The sequence below is a fragment of the Aequorivita sinensis genome (assembly GCF_006346335.1).
GTDB classification, from domain to species: domain Bacteria; phylum Bacteroidota; class Bacteroidia; order Flavobacteriales; family Flavobacteriaceae; genus Aequorivita; species Aequorivita sinensis.
In genome coordinates this window covers 1-208 of the sequence record NZ_VDMC01000108.1, presented here as the reverse complement: position 1 = coordinate 208, position 208 = coordinate 1, and the positions used below count along the sequence as shown (strand labels likewise).

At 42.8% G+C, this 208-nt stretch carries 1 protein-coding gene; it reads left to right on the top strand.

Features of this window, described 5'->3' with window-relative positions; all coding sequences use genetic code 11:
• Nucleotides 1-208: transposase (locus tag FHP04_RS14490; RefSeq protein WP_179951798.1), on the top strand; the 208-nt coding region annotated here is incomplete at both ends.

The following is a 208-nucleotide window of genomic DNA, read 5'->3' as shown; positions in this document are numbered from 1 at the left end:
TGCCCCGAAGGACATAAACTAACCAGTAACCAAAGCCACTATAAAACAAGAAACTACACTTTTAAACAGTACAAAACCAAGGCGTGCAAAGGTTGTCCAGTTCGCAGTTTATGCACCAAGGCAAAAAACGGAAAAATTGTTCAACGCAGTGAGTACGCCCCATATATAGAAGCTAATGCCCATCGAGTGACCCAGAACAAACAACGCT